1 protein-coding gene is annotated in these 434 nt (G+C 69.1%); it reads left to right on the top strand.

Going from position 1 to position 434, the window contains the following annotated elements; genetic code table 11:
- On the top strand, positions 1-434 hold a 434-nt coding region (locus tag ACEWB7_RS17940; RefSeq protein ID WP_411581082.1), incomplete at both ends, for a transposase.

The following is a 434-nucleotide window of genomic DNA, read 5'->3' on the forward strand; positions in this document are numbered from 1 at the left end:
TCTCCTGCAAGAAGCGCGGGTTCTGCCCGAGTTGCGGCGCGCGACGCATGGCCGAGAGTGCGCGGCACCTGGTCGAGGAGGTGTTCGGCCCGCGGCCGGTGCGGCAATGGGTGCTGAGCTTTCCGTACCCCTTGCGTTTCCTGTTCGCCAGCAAGCCAGAAGCCATTGGCCCGGTGCTGGGCATCGTGCAGCGCGTGATCGCCGGCTGGTTGGCCGATCAAGCCGGCATCGACCGCGCCAGCGCCCAGTGCGGCGCGGTGACGCTGATCCAGCGTTTCGGCAGCGCGCTGAACCTGAACATCCACTTCCACATGCTGTGGCTCGACGGCGTGTACGTGGAAGCCACCGAGCTGCCGCGGCGCGAACTGCGCCTGCACCGCGCCCGTGCGCCCACCACCGCGCAGTTGACCCAGCTGGCAGCTGCCATCGCGCAC

Source organism: Acinetobacter sp. NIOH-H-8 (assembly GCF_046635365.1).
In the GTDB taxonomy this organism is placed as follows: domain Bacteria; phylum Pseudomonadota; class Gammaproteobacteria; order Pseudomonadales; family Moraxellaceae; genus Acinetobacter.